This window comes from Sphaerothrix gracilis Ecp01 (assembly GCF_030405905.1).
Taxonomy (GTDB): domain Bacteria; phylum Cyanobacteriota; class Cyanobacteriia; order Phormidesmidales; family Phormidesmidaceae; genus Sphaerothrix; species Sphaerothrix gracilis.
This window is the reverse complement of record NZ_JASATW010000008.1, coordinates 207711-230974: the sequence shown is the minus strand read 5'-3', so window position 1 is coordinate 230974 and position 23264 is coordinate 207711. Positions and strand designations below refer to the sequence as shown.

Annotated in this window: 24 protein-coding genes; 12 read left to right on the top strand and 12 right to left on the bottom strand. The window is 54.2% G+C overall.

Annotation, left to right across the window (positions count from 1 at the left end; genetic code table 11):
* Positions 1-103 precede the first annotated feature (103 nt).
* The gene (locus QJQ48_RS11290; RefSeq protein ID WP_346291334.1) at positions 104-919 is read left to right on the top strand and encodes a glycosyltransferase family 2 protein; all 816 of its coding nucleotides are present in this window, start codon (positions 104-106) and stop codon (positions 917-919) included.
* Here QJQ48_RS11290 and QJQ48_RS11285 read toward each other — a convergent pair.
* Positions 916-1992, bottom strand: coding sequence for a glycosyltransferase (locus QJQ48_RS11285; RefSeq protein WP_346291333.1), 1077 nt, complete (start codon positions 1990-1992; stop codon positions 916-918). The genes QJQ48_RS11290 and QJQ48_RS11285 overlap by 4 nt on opposite strands.
* Entirely contained in the window at positions 1992-3071 is a 1080-nt protein-coding gene (locus tag QJQ48_RS11280; protein WP_346291332.1) for a glycosyltransferase, read from the bottom strand. The genes QJQ48_RS11285 and QJQ48_RS11280 overlap by 1 nt, the downstream gene beginning before the upstream one ends.
* A 661-nt stretch (positions 3072-3732) precedes the next feature.
* On the opposite strand from QJQ48_RS11280, the gene QJQ48_RS11275 reads away from it, so the two are divergent.
* Genes QJQ48_RS11275 through QJQ48_RS11255 form a run of 5 tightly spaced genes read left to right on the top strand, consistent with a single transcriptional unit; the run spans position 3733 to position 8793 of the window.
* Positions 3733-5544 (top strand): sensor histidine kinase, encoded by a 1812-nt coding sequence (locus QJQ48_RS11275; RefSeq protein ID WP_428843042.1) that lies wholly within the window; start codon positions 3733-3735, stop codon positions 5542-5544.
* Positions 5531-6184, top strand: coding sequence for a sigma-54-dependent transcriptional regulator (locus QJQ48_RS11270; RefSeq protein ID WP_346291330.1), 654 nt, complete (start codon positions 5531-5533; stop codon positions 6182-6184). The genes QJQ48_RS11275 and QJQ48_RS11270 overlap by 14 nt, the downstream gene beginning before the upstream one ends.
* Positions 6185-6224: 40 nt before the next feature.
* The gene (locus QJQ48_RS11265) at positions 6225-6653 is read left to right on the top strand and encodes a potassium channel family protein (RefSeq protein ID WP_346291329.1); all 429 of its coding nucleotides are present in this window, start codon (positions 6225-6227) and stop codon (positions 6651-6653) included.
* A complete protein-coding gene (locus tag QJQ48_RS11260; protein ID WP_346291328.1) occupies positions 6650-7312 on the top strand; it encodes a potassium channel family protein in 663 nt (220 codons plus the stop codon). Before QJQ48_RS11265 ends, QJQ48_RS11260 begins: the two co-directional genes overlap by 4 nt.
* The gene (locus QJQ48_RS11255) at positions 7312-8793 is read left to right on the top strand and encodes a TrkH family potassium uptake protein (RefSeq protein ID WP_346291327.1); all 1482 of its coding nucleotides are present in this window, start codon (positions 7312-7314) and stop codon (positions 8791-8793) included. Before QJQ48_RS11260 ends, QJQ48_RS11255 begins: the two co-directional genes overlap by 1 nt.
* 11 nt (positions 8794-8804) lie before the next feature.
* On the opposite strand, the gene QJQ48_RS11250 is transcribed toward QJQ48_RS11255, so the two are convergent.
* From QJQ48_RS11250 to QJQ48_RS11235, 4 genes are all read right to left on the bottom strand, one after another.
* Complete coding sequence (locus tag QJQ48_RS11250; RefSeq protein WP_346291354.1) at positions 8805-9938, bottom strand: AI-2E family transporter; 1134 nt, start codon at positions 9936-9938, stop codon at positions 8805-8807.
* A 150-nt stretch (positions 9939-10088) separates the two neighbouring features.
* On the bottom strand, positions 10089-11423 hold the full coding sequence (locus QJQ48_RS11245) for a TldD/PmbA family protein (RefSeq protein WP_346291326.1): 1335 nt from the start codon (positions 11421-11423) through the stop codon (positions 10089-10091).
* Positions 11420-12859 (bottom strand): TldD/PmbA family protein, encoded by a 1440-nt coding sequence (locus QJQ48_RS11240; protein WP_346291325.1) that lies wholly within the window; start codon positions 12857-12859, stop codon positions 11420-11422. Before QJQ48_RS11240 ends, QJQ48_RS11245 begins: the two co-directional genes overlap by 4 nt.
* A gap of 176 nt (positions 12860-13035) precedes the next feature.
* Positions 13036-13800, bottom strand: coding sequence for a PEP-CTERM sorting domain-containing protein (locus tag QJQ48_RS11235; protein ID WP_346291324.1), 765 nt, complete (start codon positions 13798-13800; stop codon positions 13036-13038).
* Between the two features lie 314 nt (positions 13801-14114).
* Here QJQ48_RS11235 and QJQ48_RS11230 point away from each other — a divergent pair, with 314 nt between their 5' ends.
* From QJQ48_RS11230 to QJQ48_RS11205, 6 genes are all read left to right on the top strand, one after another.
* A complete protein-coding gene (locus QJQ48_RS11230; RefSeq protein WP_346291323.1) occupies positions 14115-14588 on the top strand; it encodes an Lrp/AsnC family transcriptional regulator in 474 nt (157 codons plus the stop codon).
* Between the two features lie 90 nt (positions 14589-14678).
* Entirely contained in the window at positions 14679-15287 is a 609-nt protein-coding gene (locus QJQ48_RS11225) for a LysE family translocator (RefSeq protein WP_346291322.1), read from the top strand.
* A gap of 17 nt (positions 15288-15304) precedes the next feature.
* Entirely contained in the window at positions 15305-16501 is a 1197-nt protein-coding gene (locus QJQ48_RS11220; protein WP_346291321.1) for a murein hydrolase activator EnvC family protein, read from the top strand.
* A gap of 87 nt (positions 16502-16588) precedes the next feature.
* On the top strand, positions 16589-16759 hold the full coding sequence (locus QJQ48_RS11215; RefSeq protein ID WP_346291320.1) for a hypothetical protein: 171 nt from the start codon (positions 16589-16591) through the stop codon (positions 16757-16759).
* A gap of 71 nt (positions 16760-16830) precedes the next feature.
* Positions 16831-17127: a hypothetical protein gene (locus QJQ48_RS11210; RefSeq protein ID WP_346291319.1), complete on the top strand. Its 297-nt coding sequence runs from the start codon at positions 16831-16833 to the stop codon at positions 17125-17127.
* A gap of 117 nt (positions 17128-17244) precedes the next feature.
* On the top strand, positions 17245-17586 hold the full coding sequence (locus QJQ48_RS11205; protein ID WP_346291318.1) for a hypothetical protein: 342 nt from the start codon (positions 17245-17247) through the stop codon (positions 17584-17586).
* A gap of 59 nt (positions 17587-17645) precedes the next feature.
* Here QJQ48_RS11205 and QJQ48_RS11200 read toward each other — a convergent pair whose 3' ends face one another.
* From QJQ48_RS11200 to plsX, 6 genes are all read right to left on the bottom strand, one after another.
* Positions 17646-18242 (bottom strand): hypothetical protein, encoded by a 597-nt coding sequence (locus QJQ48_RS11200; protein WP_346291317.1) that lies wholly within the window; start codon positions 18240-18242, stop codon positions 17646-17648.
* A gap of 58 nt (positions 18243-18300) precedes the next feature.
* On the bottom strand, positions 18301-18789 hold the full coding sequence (ruvC, locus tag QJQ48_RS11195; protein ID WP_346291316.1) for a crossover junction endodeoxyribonuclease RuvC: 489 nt from the start codon (positions 18787-18789) through the stop codon (positions 18301-18303).
* 7 nt (positions 18790-18796) lie between these two features.
* Positions 18797-19867, bottom strand: a complete 1071-nt coding sequence (bchI, locus tag QJQ48_RS11190) for a magnesium chelatase ATPase subunit I (protein WP_346291315.1) — start codon at positions 19865-19867, stop codon at positions 18797-18799.
* Between the two features lie 135 nt (positions 19868-20002).
* Positions 20003-21055: a Rieske 2Fe-2S domain-containing protein gene (locus QJQ48_RS11185; RefSeq protein WP_346291314.1), complete on the bottom strand. Its 1053-nt coding sequence runs from the start codon at positions 21053-21055 to the stop codon at positions 20003-20005.
* 128 nt (positions 21056-21183) lie between these two features.
* Positions 21184-22182, bottom strand: a complete 999-nt coding sequence (locus QJQ48_RS11180; RefSeq protein WP_346291313.1) for a beta-ketoacyl-ACP synthase 3 — start codon at positions 22180-22182, stop codon at positions 21184-21186.
* Positions 22183-23217 carry a phosphate acyltransferase PlsX gene (gene plsX, locus QJQ48_RS11175; RefSeq protein WP_346291312.1) on the bottom strand — a complete coding sequence of 345 codons (1035 nt, stop codon included), beginning with the start codon at positions 23215-23217 and terminating at the stop codon, positions 22183-22185.
* Positions 23218-23264 lie beyond the last annotated feature (47 nt).

Here is a 23264-nt window from a genome sequence, read left to right as displayed (position 1 = left end):
TAGAGCTTTCAGACACTGTCGCTTAGGCTTCAACCAGGCAGGTATGTAAGCTCTGTTTTGCTTTTGGTTTTGTTCAGCCCTCAGCAGTTGCCAGCTAGAATTTGTGCTCAGTCCTCGCATTTCGGTTCTGACTCTAGTTCGCGATCGCGAAGCCCACTTACACAACCTGCTGGCGGGCCTGTCTAGTTCAACGGTCAGGCCCCATGAGTGCGTCATTATCCGCATGAATGAGGCTGAGCAACCTTTACCAGCCACGCCGTTTCCAACATCGCAGCACAGCCTCATGTCTGCCGATGCCTTGCCCCTGGCGCAGGCCAGAAACTTAGCGGCCCATGAGACAACGGGCACTTTCTGGATTTTTCTAGATGTTGACTGCATTCCGGCAGCGACCTGCTTAGAGGCCTATGCAAGCGCTCACTGCCTAGCGCCTAGCGCCGTTCTGATGGGAGCCATTTCCTATCTGCAAGCAGTTCTTCCGGCTCAGTGGCAGCTATCTGAGCTATCTGAACGCTCAGCGCCTCATCCGCTAAGGGACGCGGCCCAGCAGGTATTTTTGCAGCTTGAAGCAAACTACAACCTGTTTTGGACGCTGTCTTTTGGCCTGGCACCGTCTACTTTTGAGCGGGTGGGCGGGTTTTGCGAAGCCTATCGTGGCTATGGGGCAGAGGATACCGATTTTGCGCGTCTGTTGGAGCGCTCTAAGATTGAGCTGCGCTGGGTGCCGACAGCAATGGCCTACCACCAATATCATGCAAGCCAGGTACCGCCGCGCCAGCATTTACAGAGCATTGTGCGCAATGCCTGGGTTTACTATCGCCGCTGGGGACAGTGGCCGATGGAGAAATGGCTGCTGGCTTTCGCCCAGGAAGGGCTGATTGACTGGCAGCCAGAAGCCGAGATTTTAAGAACTTTGCCTTAGCGATCGCCGCCGATAGGCAAACACTTTAGGGTCCAGGCTTCAAGCTGCTGGGCTATATGCTGGGGTGCGGCGGGATTGCGCAAAGTTTGCCACTGGTGGCGGGGCTGGGCCTGAGCCGTTTGGAGTAGGGCTGGCCATTCCGCCTCAGAAGGCCAGCGATGGCGCACAACGGCTAGGTCTAAGCGGCTGAGAACCTCTGCTTTGCACAGCTGCTCTTTGAACGGGCGCTGGGCCGGTAGACAGAGAAAGGGAGCCTCCACCGCACCGATTTCCATTACGGTATTGTGGCCGGCGTTCGCTACTACGAGATCGGCATGTTGCAGATAGGGGTGAACCGTTTTAATTCGGCCCAGCAGTCTGACATTGGCAGTCAGGCTTTCGGGTGGATCAAGCTGACCTAAAACGAACCACTGCCAGGTAGGCGTCGCTTGAGCAGCAGCGGCAATGTCTGCAGACTGAATCGCTGTGCCCCCGCTGCCAATGAGAACGACAATATTGGGGCGATCGCTCTGGAAAGCCCTAGGCCGAGCTGTAGCACCGGGCTGAAAGCGGCAAAAACCGCCGCTATACCAGGTCTTTCGCTGAATCCAGCCTGGACAGTCAGCCTGCTCCATTGCTGCCGAAAAGGGAGCAATTAGAGCCATGCTGCCCTCATAGGCGATTTGATGCCCCAAGTCCCAGCGTTTGCCATGCTGCCGCACATAGACAACCGGAATGCCGCACAGCCGAGCTGCCAGGGCAATTTCCAAAGCGACATCAACCACCATTAGGTCGGGTCGCCACGTCGCCAGCCAGCGAGTAAGCGCCGCAAAAACCGGCGCATTGACACCGTGATTAAGCTGCATACCGTGTAGGGTCTGCCAGGCTTGTTTCCTTAAGTAAGGGTTGAGGCCAGTTTGGTTATAGGCTGGCAGGGTGATGTGGGGGACTTGGTTGCCCTGATGCGTGAGCTGGGCTGGCTGATAGCTGAGGCTGGTGAGCTGAGTCGTCTTGGCAAAATAGGGCAGGATGGCCTGGAGGCGGTGATAGTGACCGGAGCCGTGGGCATTAAAGAACCAGCCAATTTTCATCATTAGGCTGCTCCTGCAACCTCAGGCAGTGGCTCAACCGAGGCGGAGAGCAACTGTCTGTAATGGGCTTCGTAGTGATCGATCATCGTTTCCAGCGAGCAAAATTTTTCCGCCCTGAGCCGACACTGCTGCCGCGATCGCTGGGCAGCGCTGTGGATGGCAGCGGCTAACTGGGTCAGGCAGCGCTGGGGCACGACGCAGCCACAGGTATCATCGATAATTTCTCGCACCGCACCGCTCTCAAAAGCCGCGACGGGGGTGCCGCAGGCGAGAGACTCGGCATAGACCAGGCCGTAGGGTTCTGCCCAACTGGGCGTATTGACAAAGACAGCAGCCTGCCCAACAACGGTTTTTAACTGCTGATGCGAAAGATGGCCTAAATACTGAACGCGATCGCCATCAATATGCGGCAGAACCTTTTGACGAAAATAGTCTGCATCTGAAATTGGCCCAGCTAATTTGAGCTTAAATCCGGCTAGCTGCGTAGCTAAAATCGCTTCATGAGGACTTTTCTCTGGAACAAAACGGCCAAACCAGAGAGCGGAATTCGGCTCAGGATGAGGATTAAACGTCCACTGACTGATATCAGTGCCGTTATAAACAACTTCGCTAGTGACTGGCTGCCACTGCTGAGCGATCGCTTGAGAAACCGCTAGCAGCTTAAATTGAGCAGAGGCAGGTACGCTTCTAGCGGCGGCAAACAATTTGGCAAAAGGCGGCGTATGCAGGACTGTCAGCATAGGTATTCTAAGATTTTGAGCCGCTAAAAAAGGAATATGATTCAGCGAGTTATTGTGGATCAGGTCAAAATCACTGCGATTGATCTGATGAAGTAGTTTTTGATAAACAATCTCCTTTTTGAAATCTTTTTCAGCCGCTGACATAGCTTTCTCTAAGGCAAAAGATTTAGCCACTAAAGGAACTAAATTCAGGCGCTGATCTGAGTCTCCGCTGGCAAAGACTGTTACCTGATGACCTCTAGCCATCAGCGATTGACAGAGAAACCAGGTATGGGTTTCTAGACCTCCGGCAAAGGGTTGGGCAATTGGGTATTCTAGATGACAAATAACGGCAACTTTCATGAATTCAAAAACTAGAGAGAAATGCTTAGAAGCGAGCATTAACCGCAAATATGTTCTCAAAAGTCTATGAATTCTATTAAATATTTAAAACATCCTTGCGGTATTGATGCTTAGACTCCATCTATTTACTCTAGGTAGTTGATTTTTTAAAGAAAAAATGCGCAACTCTCAACCTGTCTCAAAGTAGGAGGGGCAAATCAAGTTCAACTTAGGTTGCCGGTTTGTGGCTTCGCTCAACCCCCTGCCTAGCCATGAATCGAGCATTGAGGCGAAGTCGAAATGCGTCCTATAAATAATCAGACCTACTTACTTAAGCAGAAATACTTGTGCTCATGATTGTCTGCCCAAACAGGTCTGACACAAATTAGTTTGCTAGTTTTAGGAGGCTATTCCAAAATCTATCTTGCGCTGTAAATAGATATGTCTTTCGATTGATAAAAATTGTCTTAGCTATAGGCAGAGATTGTTAAACACTGAGTATTGTTGTCTATTGAATTAGCTAACATCAGCCTGAATCTCTTTAACCTATCTCTGCTTTTGCTCTATCAACTGACTGATTGCAGATTCTTTGAAGTCGCTGATAATCAGAAAATGCTCAGGAGTTCAGGCTTTTGTGAAACTAAGGACTAAGATCCTAGCTGGCTACAGTTTCGGGCTAACCTTGTTAATTCTAGTTGGCTGTTGGGGCGTCTGGAACTTATGGCGTTTGGGCAAAGCCAGCGATGCCATTCTGCAGGAAAACTATCAGAGTATTCGCGCCGCAAACGGCATGTTGGACTCCATTGAGCGGCAGGACAGCGCTACCTTAATTGACCTGCTGAATGATGATGCTGATAGCATTGCTTTGTTTCAAACGAACGAAATAGACTTTTTGCAGTGGTTAAGTCGGGCCAAAGATAATGTCACCATTGCCGGTGAGGCCGATATTCTAGCAGCACTTGAAGCCAGCTATCGAGACTATTTGATCAGCGTGGCCGAGCTGCAGCAGCTAGATGAATCACCCGCCGCCACAGACTTTTACCAGACGACCGTTCAGCCAGATTTTTCGGCTGTGCGCCAAGCTGTAGCTGAACTGCGCCAGCTTAATCAGCAGACAATGATTCAGGCGGCGGAGCAGGCGGGTCGCACTTCGCGGCAGGCGATCGCCTCTATGAGCGCGGCCGGTATTGGCGCAGCGGCACTGGGCTTTATGCTGAGCCTGATTTTTTCGCGGGCGTTAACTCGGCCCCTGCAGTCGATGAACCAGGCGGCGGAGCAAATTGCTGAAGGAAATTATGATGTTGCCTTGACAGTGCGATCGCGCGATGAGCTAGGACAGCTTGCCGCCAGCATCAACCGCATGAGCCAGCGGCTGAGCGAGTATCGCAGCCTCAACGTGAATAAAATCATGGCGCAGCAGCAGCGCAGCGACGCCATTGTCAACAGCATCACTGACGGTATTGTAGTCGTAGACGACAGCGCCCTGATTATTGCGATTAATCCCACAGCGGCCAGTCTCTTCGGCACTACGCCGACTCAGGCTATGGGTAAACACTGCTTAGAAGCGATTGACAATCGCTCCCTGTTTGAAAAAATCCAGGCTACGGCTGAGTCAGGTCAGTTCTTGCAACCTGAGGAAGATGAGGCTATTTTCACGGTTGAGCGCCAAACCACCCAGCACTACCGCTATTTAATTACGCCGGTCAAAACTGAAACCGGGCAGCGCTTAGGCGTGGTCGTCCTGCTGCAGGATATCACCCAGCTGAAGGAAATCGATCAGCTCAAAAGCGAGTTTGTGATGACAGCCTCTCACGAACTGCGCACGCCGCTGACGGGCATGGCAATGAGCATTGATTTGCTGTTGGAAAGCTCTCAGGGCAAGCTGGCAGAGCGGGAGCAGGATCTGCTGCGGGCGGCTCAAGAAGACGTGCAGCGACTGCGCAACTTAGTCAATGAGCTGCTGGATCTTTCCAAAATTGAATCGGGCCGAATTGAGATGGCCCGCGTGCCGGTTGATACGAAGCTGCTGATTGAAAAAGCGATCGCTCTGTTTCAGGTGCAGGTTGCAGAGAAGCAGCTTCAGCTCCAGGCCCAGACTGGCGACGATCTACCCCAGGTCAACGCTGACCCTAACAAAATTACCTGGGTGCTGACCAATCTGATTGCCAATGCCCTGCGCTACGCTGAGCACAAAATTTTGGTTGCCGCTCAGCCTCAGGGCACTTGGATCCGGATTTCAGTTGAAGACGACGGCCCCGGTATTGACCCAGCCTATCAGGGCCGCATCTTTGACAAATTCGTCCAAGTCGAAACCGATCGCGATACGGGCGGTACCGGCCTGGGACTGGCTATCTGCAAAGAAATTGTCAAAGCCCACGGTGGCACCATCTGGGTAGAGTCTAGCCCTGGGTCAGGCAGCCGCTTCAGCCTGACGCTACCGATCGCTGCTGCTAATCAACGTTCAACCGGAGATCTTGCCCATGTCGAAAGCTAAACTGCTTGTCGCTGACGACGAGAAAAACATTCGCTTAACGGTCGCTCAGTCTTTAGACGCTCAATATGAGGTAAAAACGGCGGTCAGCGGCCAAGACGCCCTCGATCAGCTGGCAAAAGACACATTTGATCTAATGCTGCTGGACATTCGGATGCCAGGCATGGACGGAGTCGAAGTGCTCAAACAGCTCAAAGACCGCCAGCCCGATTTGAAAGTGATCGTAATTTCCGCTCATGGTACGGTGGACAGCGCCGTTGAGGTGATGAAGCTAGGAGCGGTGGACTTTCTGCAAAAGCCGTTTACACCCCAGGAAATTCGCGATTTAGTGGCTCAGGTTTTGGGGCGATCGCTGCAGCCTCAAGACACCAGCAGCTACGACGATCTGATGGCCGCCGCCAAGGCCCAGGCCAGTCAGCGTAATTTTGATGCGGCTATTAGCCAAGTTAAGCAGGCGATCGGAGCGCATCCAGAACGCCCGGAAGCATTTAACTTCTTGGGAGAGCTTTTGGAAGTCAAAGGCGATCGCCTCGAAGCTCTAAAAAACTATCGAGTGGCTCTGGATTTAGATCCCACATACGAACCGGCCCAGCAAAATCTGCACCGGGCCACCCGCAATCCAAAAACGCGGCCTAGTCTCTAATGTTCGACTAATTTTTAACTCGCTTTCTTCTCTTATGGCAATGGCTAATTCTAAATATATTGTGGTGGTGGGCTGTGGCCGCTTGGGGTCAATTTTGGCTAGCCGTCTCAGCGCCGAAGGAAATAGTATCGTTGTGATTGACTGCAACGATAGCGCGTTCAGGTCGCTCTCTAGCGAATTTAGCGGCTTTCAAATTACCGGAGATGCCACTGAGATGGCCACCCTAAAAGCGGCCAAAGCTGATAAAGCTGACTGTCTCTTGGCCGTAACCGATCAGGACAACCTCAACCTGATGGTGGCCCAGATCGCCAAAAAGCTGTTCAATATTCCCACCGTCTTGGCCCGTGTGTTTGACCCAGCTCGTGAAGCGATTTACCGCGAGTTTGAGATTGAAACCATCAGCCCTACCCAGCTTTCAGCCGAGCAGTTCGTCCAGGCACTTCAAACCAGAGGTGAAGTATCGTCATGAGAGTGATTTTAATTGGCAGCGGTAAGCTGGCTTACTTTCTCAGCAAGCAGTTCACCAGTAAAGGCTACTACCTCACCATCATTACGCCAGACGAAGGGGAAGCGGTGCTGCTTTCGCGCCAAGTCAAGGCGACGGTGATGGTGGGAGACGGCAGCAATCCGCTGCTGCTGCAGGAAGCTGAAGCCTACGGCGCTGACGTGCTGCTAGCGCTGACTAACCGCGATCAAGATAACCTGATTGCCTGTCAAATCGGCCAAGATCGCTACGGCGTGCCTCGTACCATTGCCCTAGTGAATGACCCGGACAACCGCGAGGTGTTCCAAAAGCTGGGGGTGACGATGGTTTTCTCAGCTACGGAAATTTTAGGATCGCTGATTGAGCAGCAGGCGGATTATCAGGATGTCAAAAATCTGGTGCCGATTAGCCAAAGCGACGTCACGGTCACCGAGTTTACGCTGCAGGATACCAGTCCGGCAGTAGGACACAAGATTCAGGATCTAAAGCTGACCGGGGCGGCCATCACCTGCATCATTCGCGGCGGGCGGGTGCTGATTCCCAGCAAGTGGATGCACCTGCGCGCTGAAGATCGGCTCATTCTAGTCAGCGAAAGCGAGCATTATGGATCGGCTCAGCGGGCGCTGGCAGGAGGAGAGCCTTAATGCGATATCAGCAGTTTTTGCAGCGGCGTTACCGGGCCGTTTTGGCCTATACCGGACTGGTGTGCTTTATTTCAGGGCTGGCCATTCTGGCACCGCTGATTGCTTTGCTGGCCTATCCAGAAGAGTGGCGACTCGCCTGGGGCTTTTTGCTACCGGGTCTTGGCCTCAGCGGATTAGGCTTTGGGGTTTGGCGATCGCTCTTGCCCAGACCTGCTGCCAGCCTAACGCTGCAGGAAGGCTCCGTGATTGTGGTGCTGGCTTGGCTGCTAGCCATTTTGTTTGGCACCGTTCCTTTTTTGCTGCTGGACGGGCTTAACTTTACGCAGGCAGCGTTTGAATCTACCAGCGGCTGGACAACCACGGGGCTTTCGGTCGTAGATGTGACGCAGACTTCTCACCTGATTTTGCTGTTTCGCAGCATCATGGAGCTGTTTGGCGGGGCCGGATTGGCAATTATTACCCTAAGCGCGATCGCGGGACCATCGGGTTCCGGCTTGAGCAGTGCTGAGGGCCGCAGCGAGCAGCTTGTGCCCAACGTGCAGCGGTCAGCCAAGCTAGTCTTGGGGATTTACTCCGGCTATGTGGCTGTGGGCACTGTGGCGCTGCGATTGGCCGGGATGGGCTGGTTTGATGCGGTGAATCACTCCTTTGCGGCCCTCTCGACCGGCGGCTTTTCCACGCGCCCAGACTCAATTGGCTACTGGGATAGCCCCGCCGTTGAAATTGTCACGATTGTGCTGATGATTTTGGGGGCGCTCAACTTTGTCACCAGCTACCTGCTGCTGACCGGACAGTTTCAGTCTGTGGTGCGCAATGGCCAGGTGCGGCTGCAGGCAATTGTGATACCGCTGTGTGCTCTGATTCTGTTTCTGGGCGTAGCAGCGGGCTTTTACCCGACAACTGGCAAAGCGGTGCGCGTCGCTATTTTCGAGACGGTGACGGCGCTATCCACCACCGGATTTTCTACTGTGGGCTATACGGACTGGAACGGCCTAGGCTGGCTAATACTGATTGTGCTGATGCTCATTGGCGGTGGGGCTGGCTCCACTGCGGGCGGGATCAAGCAGTTTCGGATTTACCTGCTTTACTGTAGCCTGATGTGGGAAGTACGGCGTTTGCTCATGCCCCCTAGCGCGGTGAGTGAGCCAGTCATCTGGCAGGGCGATCGCCAGCGCTTTTTGCAAGACAGCCAGATCCGTCAGGTGAGCCTGTTTATTTTTCTATATTTGCTAATCTATGCGGTTGGCAGTTTAGTAGTTGCCGCCCACGGCTATACCCTGCAGGAAAGCCTATTTGAATATGCCAGCGCCATGGGCACGGTGGGACTTTCCGTAGGCGTTACGGCTGCTGATGCTCCGGCGAGTCTGCTCTGGGCCGAAACGGTGGGCATGTTTTTAGGTCGCTTGGAGTTTTTTACTGTCTTCGTTGGGGTGGTGCGTCTGGTGAAAGACACGCGGCCTGTACTGCTTGGCAAGGCTTAAAGTCAGGTCAGCTAGCGCGGCAGGGCGGTGGCCTCAACGGGCGCTTCTTCCCGCAGGCGATCGCTCTTTTTGCCCTGTTTTCGCCGCTCCGCCATGAGCTTAGGCCGCAGATAGAGATTTTCTAGCACGACCGCGCCCCCGGCAATCCAGGGGGGGACAATCAGCGCTCCAATAATGCCTAAGACCTGAGTGCCGCCGAGAACTGCCAGGAGCTGATACAGCGGATGTACGCCCACGGAAGACCCCACCAGCAGCGGATCGAGCACATAGGTTTCCAGATTTTGCAAAATCACGTAGAGCAGAATCACCCAGAGAAACGTCCAGCCGCCCTGAGACGCCGCTAGGACAATAGCCGGAATGGCCCCCAGAATCGGCCCCAGGAAAGGAATCAGGTTAGTAACACCCGCGATCGCCCCCAATCCTAAAGCAAACTCCGACAGCCCTAGAAAGCTGAGGCTGGTGGTGGTCGCCACCGAGAGGATAGCCGAGACAATCAGCCGCCCGCGAATATAGCTGCCAATGCGATAGCTTACGGGAGCTACCTGCGCTTCTACGCGGGCGTCCCAGGGCTGAGGCAGCAGCCGCACCAAGTTTTTAATCAGCGTCCGGCTATCGGCCAGCATATAGCCCGATAAAAACAGAGACAGAATCAGGCTAAACACGCCGCCTAAAATGCCTGTCGTAACTCCGTAAGAGCGCACCAAAAGTTGCTGGCTAGACTGAATCGCCCAGCGGGTCAGAGCCTGAACGTCTAGAACCTGGTTGAATAGCTCACCCGCTAGATCAGGGCGGGTATCGTTGAGATCCATCACCTGCGCTTCGATGTAGGCGAATACGCTTCTCAGAGACAGCGGAATTTGCCGAATTAGCCGTTCAATCTGCTCAAAGATAGTCGGACCAACCAGAAAAATAGCGCTAACAATGACGTTAATTAGAAGCAGATAAATTAAGACTACCGAAAGCCAGCGCGGCACCCGATAGCGCTCTGCCCAATCCACGACGGGAGCAATTGAGGAGGCCAAAACTACTGAGATTAACAGCAGTAAAATCAGCCCCTTTAGCTGCCATAGCAAAATTAGGAGGGGAACGGCGGCAATCAGAATAATTAGACTGCCGGATGAAAACGTCAGCCGCTGCTCAGATATGCGATTCACAGGTCACTATTCCAAAGAAGAAATTGATCACAGCTCACGCTCAGACAAATGAAGCAATTACTGTTGTTTGACAGGCTTAGCCGCAAGAACTAATCCTATAGCTATTTTGTTGGCTAGCAATCTTTTTAGGCAACTAGATTGCTAAAGGGTGTAGGTAAAGTCTGCGACTAGGGCACCAGGCACATAAGCACCGCCCAAAGAACGGTTGCCGTAGGTGCCTACTTCGGGAATAAACTGGCGGAAATCAGTCAGGGCCAATAGCTGCTCACCGAAGATACGGTAGAAGCTGTCGTCAAAGCGAAGATTTTGAATCGGGGCGACGATTTCTCCTTGCTCTACCCAAAAACAGGCATAGCGAGTCATGCCCGTGATGCGGCCCTGGGGGCGATCGCTCCAGTTGAGATAGTGCAGATTAGAAACGTACAGGCCCGTGTCTAAAGCCGCCAGAATGTCTGACTCAGCCAGATCGCCTGGCTCAACTTTGGGCGATCGCAAATATTCTCCTCCCGCCGCATAGTTTGAGTCAATATCGTATTCCTTGGCGGTCCGAGAACTAATGAGGCTATGGCGCAACTCTCCTGCAGCAATAATCGGCAGGCGCTGCGGCGCTGCTTCTCCCAGTTCATTAAATCGGGGAACCAGACCTTGGGAAAAGTCTTCAACCAGGGTAAATTTAGGCGATAGCTGCTTTTCGCCTCGACGCATCAGCCCAAAAGGACTGCCTCCCCGCCGGATAGCGCTTTCACTGACGCCGCCCCAAGAGAACATAGAGATTAAATCTGCGACTGCGGCGGGCGCTAGATAGGTGCGATAGCTACCCCGTGCAATCGGCTTAGGCGGCTGCGCCAGTTTAGCCAGCAGTGCCTTAGTTTGGTCAATAGTGTGCTGATAGACGGCTTCATCCCAGTCACTACCGGCTACTGTGCCCTTGACGGCTTGTCCATCAGCCGTAAAGCAGGAATAGTCCAGCGTGAATGTGTCAGTTTCAAACCAGTGAGTCTGCCCCGCCGAGTCAGCATAGGCCCGGATCACCTGACCGCTAGCATAAATACCGACAAAGTCCAACCCCTGCACCGGCGCTAGAATCGTCGCCGCGACGGCTTCCGGAGCCAGTAGCTGGCCGTGGTGACTTTCACGGCTGGTGGCGCTGCCGCTGGGCAGGACGATATGGGGATCGGCGGGAAGCTGCTCGACTTCAGCCCGCAGTTCGGTTAAAGCGGTCTGCAACTGGGCTAAATCCTCAGCCTGATCGCCGGTAAACGGCAGGTGGCGATCGCCGATGCGCTGCTGCTTCATTAGCGTCAGCTGCAGTTCCCCATCCTGCACCAGACCGCTTTGGCGTACTTTGGCCTGGTTGAAGCGGACGAACTGGCTGGACTCCCCCGACAGCGTCAGGGTAAAAGTCTCTTCAGCTTGAAGCTGCGATCGCAGACGGTCTGCTAGCTGCTCAAACAGCGTTTCCCAGACTAATCTCATGCCGCTCCCCCAAAAACTTCGATCGCCTCAAAAACGCACACAGGGGCGCCATGCCCTACCCGAATCACCTGATTGGGTTCACCTTTACCGCAGTAGGGCGTGCCATAGACCTGCCAGGTGGAGCGATCGCCCACTGCCTTGAGGCTGCGCCAGAACTGGGGCGTTGTGGCCCGGTAGTTGGGATTGCGCAGGGTTTTTGTCAGTTTTCCTTGCTCAATGAGCTGGGCATATTCGCAGCCAAACTGGAACTTGTAGCGCTGGTCATCGATTGACCAAGAGCGGTTGGTCTGCATATAGACGCCTTGCTCAATATTGCCAATCAGCGCTGCAAAGGACTGATCGCCCGGCTCCAAGTTAATGTTTGCCATCCGGTCAATCGCGGGTCGATTCCACAGGGAAGCCCTGGCACAGGCAACTCCCGGCACGCCCAGGCGCGCCTGACTTTCCAGACTGCCCAGCCCCCGCTCTAGAATGCCGGCGCGAATCAGGTATTCTCGCGTCGCGGGTGCGCCGGTATCGTCAAAGCCATAGCTGGCAAACTCTTCAGCCACCGTCGGATCAAAGGTGATGTTCATCAGCGGTGAGCCATAGGTCAACTGACCAAAGTCTGCTGGCTTGACGAAGCTGCCTCCGGCGTAATTGCGCTCATCGCCTAAAATTCGATCTAGCTCTAGGGGATGGCCGATACTCTCATGAATTTGCAGCATCATCTGGTCAGGCGCTAAAACCAGCGTCGTCGGCATTTCCGGGCAGTCTGGCGCGCTCAGCAACTCCATCGCTTGTTCGCCAATATTGGTTGCCCGCTGCCACAGATCTGGCCCTAAAAAAAATTCCCAGCCCCCCTGATAGCAGTGAGCCAGCGGGCCGTTGTCTGTGCGCTGCTGCACCACGCCTTCATCCTGGGCTGTGACGCCAAAGTGAGTTTCTACTAAGAAAAACTGCTGGTAAATTTCGGCGCCACTGCTGCTGACAAACCAAGATTCTGTCTCGTTGGCGATCGCGGTGGCATTGGTTTGCACAATCTTGTCGGACACCTGCAGCTGCTGGCAGAGACGGGCCAGCACATCATTAATGTCTGCCGGACTCAGGGCGTCAAAAGGTTTCCGCTGGACTGACTGATAGCGCCCCGTCACGGCAGGCCGGACGGCGGGCTGAGTCTGATGCAGCTGCCACTGGCTAGCAGCGATCGCCTGCTGATAAGCGGCTTTTGCTGCCTGCTGCAGTCCGGTAGGGGAGAGAACGTTTGTGGCGGCGTAGCCAAGCTGCCCTTGGGCCAGCACCTCAACCATAGCGCCCCGATTGAGCAATCGCGAGTTGCGCTGAGGCTTCTCATCCCGCATTGATCGCTGGTTAATAGACTCTTTGACGGCTCGGATACCGATCCAGTCTGCCGGAAGAGAGAGGGTACTCAGGCACTGAGATAGCGCTTCGATCATGTTGGCTGTTTGATTTTTGGTTGAGCAATGATGCGGGGGCTTTCCCTATTCTAGTAATTTCTTGAGATCAGCCCGCTATATCTCATACCAAACAAGCGATCTCTGCCACTACGGCTAAGATCGCTTGCTTTGAGAGGTTTAAGTTTGCTATCGGCCAAGTTGCCTTAGTGCAGACCTCAAGCTTCTCTGGCTGTTTCCTGATAGCGCTTTAGACCCAGACCCATGCCGACTGCGGCTAGGCTGCCAAGCAGGGTCATCGGTTCAGGTACCGGTTCAGCCGGGCTGCTCCCTACTTTAATCTGGCTGGCTAGGCGAGAGCCTCTGGGATAGTCGCCACTCCAGGCTAGAATTTGCTCACCGCGCAGCGTAAACGAGGCGTTTAGATCAGAAACGATTAGGTAGCTGACGTCGCGATCGCTGCCGCTAGAGAGCACATTAGGCAAAGCTTGAAACCCAGTGCCATCGTCAAGCTGTAGATTCTGCAGGGTGAAAGCTGCGGTGCCGCCATTGCGTCCTTCAGACCGGGTGCGAATATAGAGGCTGTTGGGATCAAAGGCGTTAAAATTGGCCGTCAGGGTTTGACTGCCCACGGTGTAGCGCGCCAGATTAGTCACGGCGTCAAAAATTAGCTCAAAGTTGATAACTTGCCCGCTATTCCAGGTGCGTTGCCCCTCAGCCACCGGAGTCACGGGGTCAAATCCGCCTGAACTATTAGGCACCAGCGGCCCGTTAATCCCCAACTCGCGATCGCCGGAATTGCCGTTATTGCCGGCGCGACTTTCAGTTACAAACAGCTCAGTAAATCCGCCGCTGCGCACTAAGTCCTCGAACTCAGAATCGGTGAAGTCTGGAGCTGGCGTTAAGGTGAAGGCTTCTGCCCCACTCACCATCCCCAGAGAAACCGTCACCACCAAGCCCAAAATCGCGCTTAACTTGATCATCTTTAGCTTTTACCAAATGGCTTATAAGTATCAAATTACACAGAATTTTTTTGACCTCACTCGGCCATTCGGCTTAGAACCGCCCCTATTCACCGAAAGTTAACTACAGCAGCGAACTTGCTTCACAATCGCCTCATCGAAGACGCTCAAGATCGAGGCTAAAAACTGACGGCTAACTTTTGATTCAAAAGAAAAATAGGGTTAAAACCTTATTTTCTAAGCCTAATGCGCCATTAATTCTTGGTTTTTGTAGGCTATAGGCTAGTCAAGCTGAATCAACCGCAGCCACTCCACCCGGTTCAACCAAGATTTTTATGCCCCTTGGCCCGCTCGATCTCAAAGCGATCGCCTGTCTGATGCAGCGCGCTCGTATCACCTGGTCAGAACTGGCTGCTGTGCTAGGACTTTCCGCACCAGCGGCTGCCGATCGGGTCAGACGGCTAGAGGAACGAGGAATTATCCGGGGATATCACGCCCAGGTCGATCCGCAGCAGCTAGGCTACCTCCTCACCGCTTTTATTGCCGTCACTCTCGACCAGCCCCAATCCCGGCAGGATTTTATCTCCAAGGTAATGGCATTGCCGGAAATTCAGGAATGCCACCACGTTACCGGCGAAGATGACTACCTGCTCAAGGTTCGCTGTCGCAGTACCCAAGCCCTCGAACACCTAATTAGCGATCAGCTCAAAAGCCTCCCCGGTATTCAGAAAACCCGCACCATCATTGTCCTCTCCACCGTCAAAGAAAACTTCCTCCTGCCCGTTCCCCCCTTTGACGAAAACTCCTAACCCATCACCCGCGCTTTTTTCTACCATCTTCCTCACCTCTACCACCTTCCTCACCTACCACCTTCCTTACCTCTACCACCTTCCCAAACTATGCCCCTGCTCCTCCAAGGCTTACTCCTCGGCCTCTCCATTGCCGCCCCGGTCGGCCCCATCGGCATCCTCTGTATTCGCCGTACCCTAGTTCTGGGTCGTCTATCAGGTTTAGTCTCTGGCTTGGGCGCGGCCACCGCTGATGGCCTCTATGGCTGCATTGCCGGATTTGGGCTGACCTTTTTGACCCAGTTTTTAGTCAGTCAGACCCTCTGGTTACGGCTCGTCGGTGGCCTGTTTTTGATCTATCTCGGTGCCAAGATTTTTGTCAGTCGGCCTGCTACTGATGCCGCTGCGATCGCCCCCCAGTCCACTTTGCTAGGGGCCTACCTTTCTACGCTGGGACTGACCCTGACCAACCCGGCAACTATTCTTTCGTTTGTGGCTATCTTCGCTGGATTAGGACTGGCTGAAGGCGATCGCAGCTATTTAGACTCAAGCGTGCTAGTTTTAGGCGTGTTTTTTGGCTCGGCGCTGTGGTGGTGGTTATTGAGCTGGAGTGTTAATCTTTTTCGAGCCAGGTTCGATCTGCAGCGGCTGCGATGGTTAAATAGGATTTCTGGCTTGATGATGGCTGCTTTTGGTGTTGTTGCCCTAGGTTGGCGTTGAGGCAAATGGTTCAGCGAATGAGACGACCTAAAGGAATTCAGCGGTGGCTGTGGTGGGGCTGCGCCGGGTTATTGAGCCTGCTGCTGCTGTCTCTGCCTGCCTATCTAGGGGCTTTCTGGCCGATTCGTTTAGGAAGCCAGCCAGCGATCGCCCAGACTGAATCCTCGGTGGAAGAGCTACAGCAGCAGCAGCAGGAAATTGAAAACAAGCGATCGAATCTCAATCAGGAGCGCGATCGCCTGCAAAATTTAGAGCAGGCTGCTGAGCAGCACCTGAGTGGACTGCAGGAGACCATACAGGTTACTGCCGCCCAAATTCAGGAAACTGAGCGCCGTTTGGCTGCCGCGGAAAAGCTTTTGCAGCAGCTACAGCAAGACTTGATAGTGGCTGAAAAAAACTATCAGGGGATGCAGCAGGCTGCAGTGGCGCGGCTCCAGTTCCTGCAGCGGCAGCAGCACAGTCGCGGTTGGGCCGTACTGTTGCAGAGTCAAGACCTGAACCAGTTTATCGACCGGCGGCGTCAGCTCAAGCTAGTCTATGCTGCCGATCGCTCCACTCTGGCAGACCTCAAACGCAAAGCGGACGAACTGCAGCAGCGGCGAGCTGAGGTGGAAAATCAGAAGAATCAGGTGGCCCTTGCGAAGCAGGAACTCTTAGCCCAAAAGCAACAGTACGAAGCCCAAGCTCAGCAGCAAGAACAGCTGATCAGCCGCCTCAAGCAAGACAGCGCCGCCCTAGAAGCCGCCGAAGCCCAGCTAGCCCGCGACTCCGCCAAGCTAGCTGAGCTAATCCGCCAGCGCATTGCGGCCCAAAGCAGCACTATTCGCGGCACCGGACAGATGATCTATCCGGCTGGAGGCCGCATTACCAGTAACTTTGGTACCCGCGTTCATCCCATTTTGGGCTATCGCCGCTTTCACTCCGGCATTGATTTTGGCGCTAGTCACGGCAGCACTATTCAGGCCGCTGACTCAGGCCGCGTCATCTTTGCGGGCTGGTACGGGGGCTATGGCCGCGCCGTGATTGTGGATCATGGGGAAGGAATTACGACGCTGTACGCTCATGCTAGCCAGCTCTATGTCAGTGAAGGCCAGGGGGTAGGGCAGGGGCAGGCGATCGCCGCCGTTGGCTCCACTGGTCTATCAACCGGGCCACACCTCCACTTTGAGGTACGGCGTAACGGCGAGCCGGTCAATCCTATGAACTTTCTCTAATCGCTCAGCCCTCCAGGACGGCAATCCGCCATTGACGGCAGCTTCACCTCCGTCGAAGATGGAAACAAGAGAGCAAGGGAGCTAACTGTGTCAAAGCCTGAACCGACTGCTGTACCTAATATAGAGCGACCCAAAACCGGCTTCAATGAATACGCTGAGCGCCTCAACGGTCGGGCGGCTATGGTCGGATTTATTATTGTCGTACTGATTGAGTTTATTACCGGAAAAGGCGTACTCACCTGGTTAGGACTGCATTAGTCAGCGCCAGCTTTAAGACATCAGTGAGTTAATAGGTCGCTTCAGAAACAGTATTTCAGTGTGATTTACTCATGAGTCATTCGTTTTCACGATTACTGAGACTGGCCTATCGGCGAGAGCCAGTCGTTAGCTTCATTTTTACGGCGGGTCTAGTTGATGCTGTTTTAGGCGGCCTCGAAAGTAGCGGGTCACTCCTCATCTTTGGTTTAGCTGCCAGCGGCGGTGCTTTGGCTTGGCACTGGTGGCGTAGTCAGCGCCGGCCAGTCAGATTCACCGAGCGATCGCCAGTGCGCTACCTGCCCGATCGCTCAGCCCGTCCCCCTTTACCCATGCTGGGACTGTCTCACAAGCAGCCGCCTCAGTCTTAGCGCGCCAATATTCCCTCTACTGGCTGAGATCAACTTCTAGCTGAGGCCCTTCTTTAGGGGGAAGCTGAAAGTATGAATATTTGCAAAGCTAGAAAAGTTGTTAAACGGAAATTTCTTATGCAAACTTTTAAGCAAACTTTGCAACAGCTAAGCCGCTGGGCCGTAGCGGCTGTTTTGCTGATGACGGTATGGCTGCAGGCTCTACCGGCTCAGGCTGCTACGAATGATTTTGTCGATCCTAGCGGTAATGATGTATCCGCGATCGCCAAGTGCTTACCGCAACAGCTCACCAAAGGCGACTTGCAGCGGGCTTTAGACAAGTTCGGCAATGACTACCTAGAGCGTGTTTTTGACCTTAAAGAAGACTACAGCGAATACGAAATCAGCCAGGCCGAGTCAGAGTTTCAGGCTTGCCTAGAGCGCCAGGGCATCACCCCGGTTGTGAAGCAAAATTCGTAATAGCCTTTGCAGGCTGATTGCATAAAGGCACCGCGTGAGTTTGCGGTGCCTTTGTTGTGTTAGCTATCCTCTTCAGGCTGATCCAGGTCGGGCATGACCAGCTCATTGGCCTGCCAAAGTCGATGACACTCAGCGGGCAGGGGAGCGGGCGATCGCGGTGAACCCAGCATCATTTCTCCAGACTGAGTGGTGTAAGCCAGGGCTATCTCCTCGCCAAAGTCACACAGCTTGAGGGTTGTCTGGGCCGATTCTAGGGACTCTGGCGGAAAGTACCGTTTCAGCAGCTTCCGCGACAGGTATTCCACCTGGACAGTTTGCTGAGCTGTATTGACAGCCAAGAGCAGCCCTGGGCCTAGAGTCTGATAGCCTTCCCAGGCGATCGCGCCTAACCACTGCTGATAAGTGGCGAAAAAGCGATCCATTTCATCGGCGGCGGAAACCAAAGAGGCGGATTGATCTGACCGCGATCGCGAGAACAGCTTGCCGAAGAAAGATTTGTTTGCGGACGTTTGCGGCTGGGGCTGAGGCAGAGCTGCTACTTCTAGCTGAGTCTTTTTGCGGGGCTGACGAAATAAAGGACTATTTTCAGCCGTTGCTGCCAAATCTCCCTGGCGTTCTTGGCGTCGTTGTTGGCGAAGTTTTGCGTTACGTCCCATGTGTTTGCGTGACTGGATATTATGCAGATAGCTAAAACGGCTACTGGCAATTGTAAGTCTATCTTTGGAACCAGGCAGCCAAAGCCAAGGCCAGGGCGTCTGCCGCATCGTCGGGCCGAGGAATCTTTTCTAAAAACAGTTCTCTGGCGACTGCTTCCTGTACCGCCTGCTTATCGGCATTGCCATACCCTGTCAGCGCCTGTTTTACCTGGGCCGGGGTAAATTCCACAAAAGGGGTTTTCTGCTGGGCCAGAACGAGCATGATTACGCCTCTGGCCTGGGCCACCAGAATTGTGTTGCCCATGCGATAAAAAAACAGCTTTTCAATAGAGATTAAATCGGGCTGCCACTGGTCAATTAGGCTGTGGAGATCGTCATAAATAATGCAGAGGCGATCGCCCACCGCTGTTTTGGCAGGCGTCTCGATAATGCCAAAGTCAAGAATAGCCGTACTGGACTCCCCTAGCTGACTGGAACATTCACAGTCCAGAACGCCAAAGCCCAGAATGGCTAGTCCTGGGTCTAGGCCCAGAATTCGCTGCGCCATGTAATGTTTAGCGTACCCCTGCTGGCTGTCTGCCGTTGGCGGCAGGTTCTGGTTCGGGCAGGCCAAATACCTGTCGAAAGACTTTTTCAACCTTGTCGCCTGAGTCAATTGACTCCAGCGGATCTTTGCGTAGGCGGTGCCGCAGACAGAGGGCAATTACCCGGCCAATGTCATCTACGGTCACTTCACTGCGACCTTCATAAGCCGCTAGCGCTCTGGCCGCCCGGTTGGTAACGATGTCACCCCGTAAACCATCTACGTCTAGCTCTGAGCAGATCTGAGAAATTTTGACCCGATAGTCATGGTCGATGCTGACGGCCTTGAGCTGTTCTTGAGCGCTGACTAGCCGCTGCTGTAGATCAGCCTGTGGCTCTTGATGCTCCGCCAGGTAAGCCTCTGGATCGCGATCAAACTCAGAGCGCTCTTCCACGATCTGAACCCGCAGTTCTGGCTCTTTGACCGTACGAATTTCAGCGTGCATACCAAAGCGATCGAGCAGTTGCGGGCGCAGCTCGCCCTCTTCGGGGTTGCCGGAGCCAATCAGGACAAACTGGGCCGGGTGACGAATGGAAATGCCTTCGCGCTCCACGGTATTCCAGCCAGAGGCGGCGGAGTCGAGCAGTACGTCTACGAGGTGATCGTCTAGCAGGTTGACCTCATCGACATACAGCAGGCCGCGATTAGCCTTAGCAAGCAGGCCCGGTTCAAAAGCTTTCACCCCCTCAGAGAGGGCTTTTTCAATATCGATGGTGCCGCAAACCCGGTCTTCGGTAGCGCCCAGCGGCAAATCTACCATCGGCACTTTTTTCTTGGCCGTTTCAATTCCTTGCCCTGGGCGCTCGCTGAGAACAGCCGGATCATCCGGAGCACGGCTGAAGGGATCGTCAACCACTACTTCAATCTCAGGCAGCAGATCTGCCAGCGCCCGAATTGTAGTGGACTTACCCGTACCGCGATCGCCCATAATCATGACGCCCCCGATTTTGGGGTCGATGACGTTAAGCAGCAGGGCCAGCTTCATATCTTCCTGGCCAATAACAGCAGTGAAGGGAAAAACAGCGCGACGGGGAGCTGACATAAAACTCGCAAAACTGGCAACAGCAGTGAACAAAAATCTGCGGCTACGCCTGAAGACGTATGAGCAGATTTAACCAAAAATTTATGACTGTTTCTCATTGTGCCACAGGAGGGAGACGGCAAAACAAGGAAGTTATCAAGCCCGCCAGCGGAGCTGCTGCGATTTGACCGGCGTGACAAATTCGCGCTTTTCTGCCTGCGATCGCGCGTATTCGTTTTTGAGCTGATAGTACCAGCGGGCGGGGGTATCGGAGTCCTTGATCAGCCGCAGCACCGAATCCTGCCGGAGGCCGATTTGCTGTTTAGCCACCACGTCTCGATCCTGCCCCAAGAAGGCTTTGATTAAAGGAATCATCAGCGGCTGCAACAGCCAGCCCCAGGGAATATCCCAGTACAGCTCAAAGGTGACGTCGGTTTCGGTTTCAGAAAGGGGCGTCACCGTTGTCAGGTTGACGACGCGGTGTTTAGCCGTGGTGGTTTCCTCAGTCCGCAGTCCCGGTAGATAAAAGATAATTTCGGTTTCCGGGACGCCGCCGATTAGGCCGTACAGCCGTCCGGCGTGGGCAATACGGTGTCGCCGCATGGTGAAGCCGTAGGTGGACGGATCAAACCACTTCACTTCGTCATGCAGCTCGCTGGTACGCCACCACCAGGCCCGGTGGACGTAGGGAGAATGGGCCGGATCCATCAGCCCCACCACTGCGTGATCGATAAAGCAGGGAAACCGCATGGTATAGGTGACGTTGGGCTGAGCCTGGGGGGCAAACCCCGGAATTTTGGGTACGTCAAACCGTGGCGGTGCGGCCTCTGCCGGATAGGACTCTGGCATATAGATCCAGATATTGCCCTGGGTTTCTTGAACTGTGTAAGCCTGGACGTTGAAGCGATTGAGATCTATCTGCTGGTCGGGCATGAGGGAAGGAATTTCGGTGCAGCGGCCAGCCGCGTCAAATTTCCAGCCGTGATAGCAGCACTGGACGGCCTCGCCGTCGAACCAGCCGCAGCTCAAGGGCACAGCCCGGTGGGGACAGACATCTTTCAGCGCAAAGACCTCACCTGCTTGAGTTCTGCCGAACAAAATAGCTTCACCCAAAAGGGTTTTTACCAGCATTTTGCCCGGCTTTAGCGCCCGGCTAGGCATGGCGTGATACCAGATATTGCGCAGAAAAAACTGATTTGTCGCCGACACGGATTTCTCTCACCCATTCTCGCCAAGATCGCAGCTTAGCACGCCGCTTGGCCTTCTGTAGCCAGCAGCTGGTTGACGAAAAAATAGGGGGATATTGCCCTTGTTGTTAATCAAGCCGCCACCGGCAGCTAGTTCCACTCGAAAATAGCGGCTCCCCAAGTTAGCCCAGCGCCAAACCCGGAGGAGGCGATGATATCGCCTGGCTGAATTCGGTTATCACGAACGGCTTCGTCTAGAGCGATGGGAATCGAAGCGGCTGACGTGTTGCCGTGACGGGCCATATTGCTGATGACGCGATCGCCAGGCACTTTTAAGCGCTGAGCTACGGCATCTAGAATGCGCTGATTGGCCTGATGCAGCAGCAGCCAGCGAATATCGTCAGTCGAGAGTCCGGCATGAAACAGGGCTTTTTCAATCACCTCAGGCACCTTGCTGACGGCAAAGCGATAGACTTCGCGGCCATTCATGCTGATGGGGGCAAAGCTGCCTGTTTGAACGGTAATGTCATCTACGAGCGTTTGGGACTCACTGCGGTAAGCCAGATTGAGACAGTGATTCAGAGTGCCGTCGCTGCATAGCTTAAAGCCAAGCAGGCGATCGCGGGAGTTCGCCTGCATCACCACAGCTCCCGCGCCATCCCCAAAGAGAACGCAGGTGCGGCGATCGCCCCAGTCTGTCCAGCGAGACAGCAAATCTGCCCCAATCACAACAATATTTTGATAAGTGCCAGTGCGAATATACTGAGCCGCCGTCACTAGCGCGAAGACAAAACCGGAGCAGGCTGCCGTTAGATCGAAGGCCACCGCCCTGGCAGCGCCTATTTCTACCTGCACCTGGCTGGCGGTGCCAAACAGATCATCCGGCGTAGAAGTCGCCAGCAGAATTAGGTCGATATCGGTTGGCGTCAGTCCGGCCATGGCGATCGCATTCCGCGCCGCTGCCGCTGCTAAACTCCTGAGCGACTCCTGCGGGCTGGCGACGTGACGCTGCTGAATGCCGGTACGAGTCGCAATCCACTCGTCCGAGGTTTCCACGATCTGGCTTAAGTCGGCGTTGCTGAGTGCCGTCTCTAACTTGGCTGAGCCGCTGCCAATAATTGAAACGCCGTGTTCAAATTGTTGCCGCATCTATTCTCCATCTGTTGCAGGGGCAGCGACCTTTTGGTACTGCGCTCGAATTCGCTCCAGTACTCGATTATCTACTGCCTCTTTGGCTAGGCGGACAGCGTTGAAAATAGAGGGTGCCTGAGAGCTACCGTGACTAATTACTACAATACCAGCCACGCCCAGCAGTAAGCCGCCGCCGTGTTCAGCATGGTCTACCCGCTGCTTAATCCGCCGCAAGTTATTTTTGAGCACCAGCGTACCCAGTTTGCCTCGAACGCCCTGCGGCAGCTCTTCCCGCAAAATCTGCAGGATGGACTCACCTACGGCTTCTGCAAACTTGAGCAGCACGTTGCCGACAAAGCCGTCACACACTACCACGTCAAAGTCGCCTGACAGAATATCGCGCCCTTCAGCGTTGCCGACAAAAGGGACGGCGGGATTGTCGCTCAGGGCTTGGTGAACCCGCAGCGCTAGGTCATTACCCTTGCTGGGTTCTTCCCCGATGTTCAGCAGCCCCACCTTAGGCTTTTCTACCCCCAAGACATACTGGGAGTAGACCGTCCCCATAACGGCGAACTGCTCTAAAAACTTAGGTCGACAGTCCACGTTGGCGCCCACGTCCAAAATGAGCACCGATTTGTCGGCCATCACGGTGGGAAAGACTGCCCCAATTGCCGGGCGATCGATGCCTTTAATCCGGCCTAAACGCAGGAGAGAGCCTGCCATTGCCGCACCGGAATGTCCGGCAGAAACCACAGCATCGGCTCGCCCCTGCTTTACTAAGTCCATCGCCACGTTGATGGAAGCCTGTGGCTTGCGCCGCAAAGCGCTCAATGGCTCCTCATGCATCTCGATAGAGCCTTCTGCCGGAACGATCTCCACCTGAGCTAGGTTCTCAGGGTGGGGCGTAGAAGCGCGAATTGCCTCTGGCTCACCTACCAAAAGAACATCCACACCGAGTTCAGCCGCAGCTCGGATAGCTCCAGAAACAATTTCGGCGGGCGCATGATCCCCACCCATCGCATCAATTGCGATTCGTGCCTGAGTCAACCCCATTGATTGAATCTTTAGAAACTTTAAGAAATTTTATCAGACTATCCTCA